Below are 5,386 nucleotides of genomic sequence, written 5' to 3'. Positions count from 1 at the left end.
GCGCGGGGCTAACCGGACCGCGTGTGCCGCGCGGTCATTGGCACGCCCGTGCGGGATGGGCCTCCGCGGCCGCCGTCTCGACCGCTGCGAGAGGCGAGCCCGTAGGTCGGGTTAGCCCCCCGCGGGGGCGTAACCCGACGGCCGACATCGCCCGCCGCAGGCGTCGCCTGCGCCGGCAGGGGCCGGCAAGCGGCCTACCAGGCCCGGCGCCCGCGCTCAGTGCCGTCGGCCGCTCCAGGTCGTCTTCTCGTCCATCAGCCAATAGACGATACCGAGCGCCAGTACGACGGCGGCCGTGGCCAGGACGTAGAGCGGCTCGATCTTTTCGAAGTCGAAGATGATGACCTTCCGCGCGATGGCCATCAGGGCGGTGGCGATGACCAGCTTGATCGGCACCACGTCGTCGCGCAGGTAGAGGGTGATGTTGAGGAAGATCTCGATGGCGATCAGCACCGCGAGGAAGGCGCCGAAGGTGACGATGATGTCGCGCGCCCGCAGCTCTTCGAACGAGGGTGCCAACACCTTGTAGAGGAGGACGTTGACGACGTCGACGACGCCCCAGGCGATCGTGATCACCATCAGTACCGCGAGCACCCGGACCGCGCTGCGGATGATGCGGTGCAGGAGATTGATCAGCGGGTCTTCCTCGTCGAGGCCGAGTTCGCTGTGGCCGATCGACTTGGAGCGCTCCTTGCGGAAGTGGTCCATCAGGCTCAGGACGATGCTGCCGTGCTCGGTGAGATAGGCCTGATTGAAGTTCTGCTCATCGAAGTCCCGCAGTCCCTCGATCTGCGCGAGCTCCTTGGCCGAGACCCGCTTGAAGCCCATGCTCCAGTCCGAGTATTGGCGACGTTCGATCGTCTTGCGGTGCAGGACCTCGACATTGGTATGGCGCGGGTCTCGTCGGATCCGCTCGAACAGGGTATCGACGACCGACTCCTCGCCCTCGAGCACCTGCAGGAAGGTGGCGTTGCCGTAGAGGAGCATGCCGGTGATGCCGGCGGCGGCATTGTTCTCGCGGCATTCCCCCAAGAGACCGAGCAGGTCATCGGTCGACATGGGCTCCGTGGCGGAGCTGATATAGAGCATCTGAATCATGGTCCCTCCGATCGCGTGGCGGGGCTGCGGACATCTCCGTGAACCGGGCGGGGTGGTGGTCGCCCGGGCCGAGTGGTTCATCGCGTGGTGTCTCGCGCGCCGCTCAGCGGCGAAAGGGCAGGATGCGCCCGTCGCTCGGGGGCGGGCGACCCTGCGCCAGGTGGCGCGCGACGAGCGCCCCGACCTCGCCGACCAGGCGGCGCTGGACCGGCTCGAGGTCCGGGGCGTAGTAGAGGATCTCGCTGGGCACGGGCGCGCTCAGTGAGCGGCGCGCGCCCGCCGGCTGCGGACGCCAGGCGATCCGGATCAGGCGGCCGCCGATGCCGTCCCGGTGGGCGTAGCCGCCCTGGCCGTCGACGAAGAAGACCTCGTCGGGCTCGACGACAGCCAGATATTGTATCGCCCGGATCGGCAGGAAGAGGTAGGGGCGCTCGGCGCGGGCGAGGAGCCGCCGCAGCCCGTTGATCAGCGGTGCCGGCAGCTCGGTCGCCGCCCGGTCGTGCTCGTCCGGGCGGAAGAAGGTCTCGCCGATGCCATGGCTGGCCATTGCGATGTGCCGCCGGGAGCGGGCCGCCGGGGGCCGGTCGCCGGGTCAGTCCTCGTCGTACAGCGCCGGCTCCCAGCCGAGCGCGCGGGCGCGCTCGACGGCGGCGGCGTAGATCCGCTGGTGCCGCTCGCGTAACTCCGGGGGGAGCCGCGAGGCCAGGTGGCCGAAGGGGGCCCAGGCCTCGCTGACCTTGTCGTAGAGGTCCTCGATGCCGCCCGGGAGCCAGCCCTCGCAGGTCTCCTCCTCCGGGATGATGCCGAACACCCAGGCATCGCGGATGATGTTGCCGGTCGGCGTCATCCCGCCGTAGGCGTCGTTGTGAATGCCCTGATAGATCTTCTTTGGCTGCATCGGTGTGGCTCGTGCGGCGGGTCCATTGTTCGGGCGGCGCCGCTGGGGTTGGCCTCAGCGTTCGCCGCAACGCGATTGTGGCGGCGCTCGGTGGCGATGCCAAGCCCTGGCGATGGTGACCTCGTCGCGCGGCTCGGGGGGTCAGTGCGAAATGTCGAGCGAGAATCGTGTACGAAGGCATGAATGCGGATTCGAATTTTCGCGCATTTTTCGTCGCTTATCGCGGCTAGACATGGCGAGGCTTCCTGCGTCGCACGGGAAGCGCTGAGGATGTCAGCGCCTCCCCAGGCCGATTTCATCACCGGGCCGCGATCGCGCGGATACTTCCCGACGCCAAGGCGGAGATGTCCACCAGCGCGGTCGGTAGAGAGAATCCGCGGGCAGGACGAAACAGTTCGGCCGCCAGTCGGGGTGGAACTCATCTGTGTGGGCGCGCAGCCCCTCGAAGCCGTAGAAGTGTCCGCCGAGGAGGAAGAGCGTCGTGCCGATTCGATGCCGGAGCGGCGCCAAGGGGCCGGTCGCGAGCCATTCTATTACCCACGACTCCCCTCGGCGGCGCGCAGTGCCTGTAGGGCGAGGACAAAGTCGAAGGTCGGCTGCTCCCCCGAGGTCTCGATCAGTTGCCCCGCGCGGCGGTTGAGACGGCGATCGCCCAGCGCGATGCCGCTGAGCTCCGCGGCCAGGGCGCTCATCGCCCCACCCCCAGGAGGCGGCGAAAGTCCTCCCGCAGGGGCAGGACGAACACCGCCTTGCGCGGCAAGGCCGCCCGGCGGTGGCGATCGAGCTTGCCGCGCCCGCGGGTCTCGCCCAGATACCGCCAGTTCGCCGCCCGATAGCAGGTGCCGCGGTAGCGCGGCGCCTCGACGAAGGTCTCCAGCAACGCGAGCGGCTCACCATAGCGCGCCGGGAAGTCCACCACCACCCGCGCGGCGGCCAGCGCCAGGACCCGCGAGGCCAAGTTCTTCACCTGCACCCAGGGCAGGATCAGGAAGCGGGCATTGTTGAGCACGCGCCCCAGATGGGCCTCGCGCGTGGGGTGGTCCCAGCCGATCCAGGCATCGCGCGCGGCCACCTTCCAGGCCGCCGCGCCGAAACCGATGGCCCCGAGCAGGCCGGCCTCGCAACGGATCAGGTAGCGCAGCTGCGCCCCGGGCAGGGGCTGATAGCCGAGATAGTGCCAACGCGCGATGAGCCCGTTCCACAACCGCGAGGCCGACTTGTCCGCCACCGCCTCCAGGTGCAGACCGCGGAGGTCGCCGACCGTGCCAATCAGCGGCTGCGCCGGGGGCTCGGGCAGTGCCAGCCCCTCGGTCCGCAGCACCCGGCCGTTGCCGTTGCCATTGCGCGGTGCCGGCAGCTCGATCAGCCCGGCCCGGTGCAGCCGCAGCAGCCCCACCCGGGCGCTCATCAGCTTCGGGCGGCCCTGCACGTCCACCCAGTCCAGCGCCGCACACACTCGTCGGGCGATCTCCGCGCGCTGCGGCGGATCGGCCTCGCGTACCGCCTGGCGGATCCGCTCCAGATCCCCGGCGCTCAGCGCCCGTCCGCACAGCTTCGCCACACACCCCGCGTTCGACATCCACGTCCACTCCCATCGGTGACCATGGACGCGGATTCCACCAGATTCGACGGGGTGTGTCCAGACCCGCGGGCGTCACGCCTCCGGACTTGTGGGTCATGGTATGGGAGAGCGCCCTGCCCGCTGATGCGGCTGTTTGTCAAGTTTCTGAAACAGGTTGACAGGCGTGGGTCCAATCGTCATCGAAACGGAAGTTGGACGGCCTCCGAGGTGCGTCCCGCGGGGTGTCCGGCAAGGCACGAGGAGGCGCAATCGCCCCGCTATTGCAACGAGCTGTAACGCCGTCGGGCGCCGCGCAAGGCGGGCATCGGGGGTCGTCGCGCCCCTCAACCATCGGGTAACCGCAAGTCGCGCAAAAAATCGTTGTGATTTAGCAGCTTGTCTCTGCGGCGACGCGGTCGGCCGCCGTTTCTAGGGTCATCGTCGCGCGGGGTCTCCGTACGGAGGCCAGTTCACTGCCCTCGCGGGCCGTCTGCGCCGATACCCCGGCGGCGTAGGGCGTCGTCCTTCGGCGAGATCGGGTCAGGACAGTAGCCCCGGCCGTCTTCTGAGCCGGTCAGCCAGCATGGCCCGCCGATTGCGTGGGACCGGGCAGAGGACCACGGAGCACCTCGCAATGACCACATTCTCGAAGTCGGCGATTGGTAGCTGCCTGATGCTGCTGGCCGTCGTTTCCGTTGACGCCTACGCCACGGCGATCGCGCCAACACCACCAGTCCCTGAACTGCTCGGCGGCGGTCCGCCCGAGCACCGCGTCGCGTTTGGTCAAGCCCTGCCCGTTATCTTCGAGCCGAACCAGGGGCAAACGGATACGGCGGTCAAGTTCCTGGCCCGCGGGGTTGGCTACAGCCTCTTTCTCTCTGAGGGTGGCGCAACACTGGCATTGCGCGGCGATACGTCAAGAGAGGCGCAAGACGTTCGGGGTCGGCCACCGGCGGTTCTGCGCATGCGGCTTCTGGGCATGCTGCCCGATGCCGAGCTGATCGGGGAGGATACGCTACCAGGCAAGGTCAGCTACTTCCGTGGCAAAGACCCGAGCGGGTGGCGCTCCGGGCTGCCCACTTACGCCAAGGTTCGCTACCGCGGCGTCTATCCAGGCATCGACCTGGTCTACTACGGCACGCAGGGGCAGGTGGAGTACGACCTGGTGCTCGCACCTGGGGCCGACCCCAAGGCCATCCGCCTCGCGTTCGATGGAGCCGACGACTTGCGCCTGGATACGGCGGGCAATCTGGTGGTGACGCAGGGCGAGAAGGCGCTGATCCAGCGTGCCCCCCGCGCCTATCAGACGATCGGGGGCGAGCGTGCGACGATTCCTGCGCGTTACCTGCTGGCGGACAGTGGTGAGGTGAGCGTCGAAATCGGGACCCATGACAGCAGTCAGACCCTCGTCATCGACCCGATACTCGTCTATTCGACGTATTTTGGCGGTAGCGGGTATGAGTCAGGCAATTCCATTGCCGTCGATGCAGCGGGGAACGCCTATGTGGCCGGGGAAACCGGATCGATAGACTTCCCAGGCGAGGATCTCCAGCATCCGACATTCGACGGCAACACTTCCGACGCCTTCGTCGCCAAGTTCGATGCGTCAGGTTCAGCGGTGGCCTACGCCGTCTATTTCGGCGGCAGTGGCTACGACAATGCGCTGGCCATCGCCGTGGACGATGACGGCAACGCCTATCTGGTGCCTGGACGGAAAGTCGTTTTCAATCGCAAGAACAATGCCTTATAATCGAATCGGGCACCGGAAGTCGAGCGGCCGGAAGCCGTCTGGGCCCACGGCGCCGCCGCTAACTGCCTGATTGTTCGTC

The 5,386-nt window shown here is 67.8% G+C and carries 6 protein-coding genes; 1 reads left to right on the top strand and 5 read right to left on the bottom strand.

Annotated elements, in window-relative coordinates; all coding sequences use genetic code 11:
- Positions 1 to 216: 216 nt before the first annotated feature.
- The 5 genes from CKO41_RS17770 to CKO41_RS17750 form a co-directional block, all read right to left on the bottom strand.
- Positions 217 to 1,089, bottom strand: coding sequence for a phosphate-starvation-inducible PsiE family protein (locus CKO41_RS17770; protein ID WP_276568967.1), 873 nt, complete (start codon positions 1,087 to 1,089; stop codon positions 217 to 219).
- Between the two features lie 112 nt (positions 1,090 to 1,201).
- Positions 1,202 to 1,645 carry a hypothetical protein gene (locus tag CKO41_RS17765; protein WP_200255479.1) on the bottom strand — a complete coding sequence of 148 codons (444 nt, stop codon included), beginning with the start codon at positions 1,643 to 1,645 and terminating at the stop codon, positions 1,202 to 1,204.
- Positions 1,646 to 1,690: 45 nt separating this feature from the next.
- Positions 1,691 to 1,996 carry a hypothetical protein gene (locus CKO41_RS17760; RefSeq protein ID WP_200255478.1) on the bottom strand — a complete coding sequence of 102 codons (306 nt, stop codon included), beginning with the start codon at positions 1,994 to 1,996 and terminating at the stop codon, positions 1,691 to 1,693.
- 533 nt (positions 1,997 to 2,529) lie between these two features.
- Positions 2,530 to 2,688, bottom strand: a complete 159-nt coding sequence (locus CKO41_RS17755) for a transposase DNA-binding-containing protein (RefSeq protein WP_200383229.1) — start codon at positions 2,686 to 2,688, stop codon at positions 2,530 to 2,532.
- Positions 2,685 to 3,557, bottom strand: a complete 873-nt coding sequence (locus tag CKO41_RS17750; RefSeq protein WP_338115615.1) for a DUF4338 domain-containing protein — start codon at positions 3,555 to 3,557, stop codon at positions 2,685 to 2,687. Before CKO41_RS17750 ends, CKO41_RS17755 begins: the two co-directional genes overlap by 4 nt.
- A 634-nt stretch (positions 3,558 to 4,191) precedes the next feature.
- Between CKO41_RS17750 and CKO41_RS17745 the strand changes: the two genes are divergently transcribed.
- Complete coding sequence (locus CKO41_RS17745; protein WP_242464415.1) at positions 4,192 to 5,307, top strand: DUF7948 domain-containing protein; 1,116 nt, start codon at positions 4,192 to 4,194, stop codon at positions 5,305 to 5,307.
- Positions 5,308 to 5,386 lie beyond the last annotated feature (79 nt).

Origin of the sequence: Thiococcus pfennigii (assembly GCF_016583835.1) — a bacterium.
GTDB lineage: Bacteria > Pseudomonadota > Gammaproteobacteria > Chromatiales > Chromatiaceae > Thiococcus > Thiococcus pfennigii.
The sequence above is the reverse complement of the archived record's forward strand: the minus strand, read 5'-3'. Positions and strand labels throughout refer to the sequence as shown.

Coding starts and splice junctions, on each gene's coding strand:
- CKO41_RS17765 (WP_200255479.1), bottom strand. CDS start 1,645: ATGGCCAGCCATGGCATCGGCGAGACCTTCTTCCGCCCGGACGAGCAC.
- CKO41_RS17770 (WP_276568967.1), bottom strand. CDS start 1,089: ATGCTCTATATCAGCTCCGCCACGGAGCCCATGTCGACCGATGACCTG.
- CKO41_RS17760 (WP_200255478.1), bottom strand. CDS start 1,996: ATGCAGCCAAAGAAGATCTATCAGGGCATTCACAACGACGCCTACGGC.
- CKO41_RS17745 (WP_242464415.1), top strand. CDS start 4,192: ATGACCACATTCTCGAAGTCGGCGATTGGTAGCTGCCTGATGCTGCTG.
- CKO41_RS17755 (WP_200383229.1), bottom strand. CDS start 2,688: ATGAGCGCCCTGGCCGCGGAGCTCAGCGGCATCGCGCTGGGCGATCGC.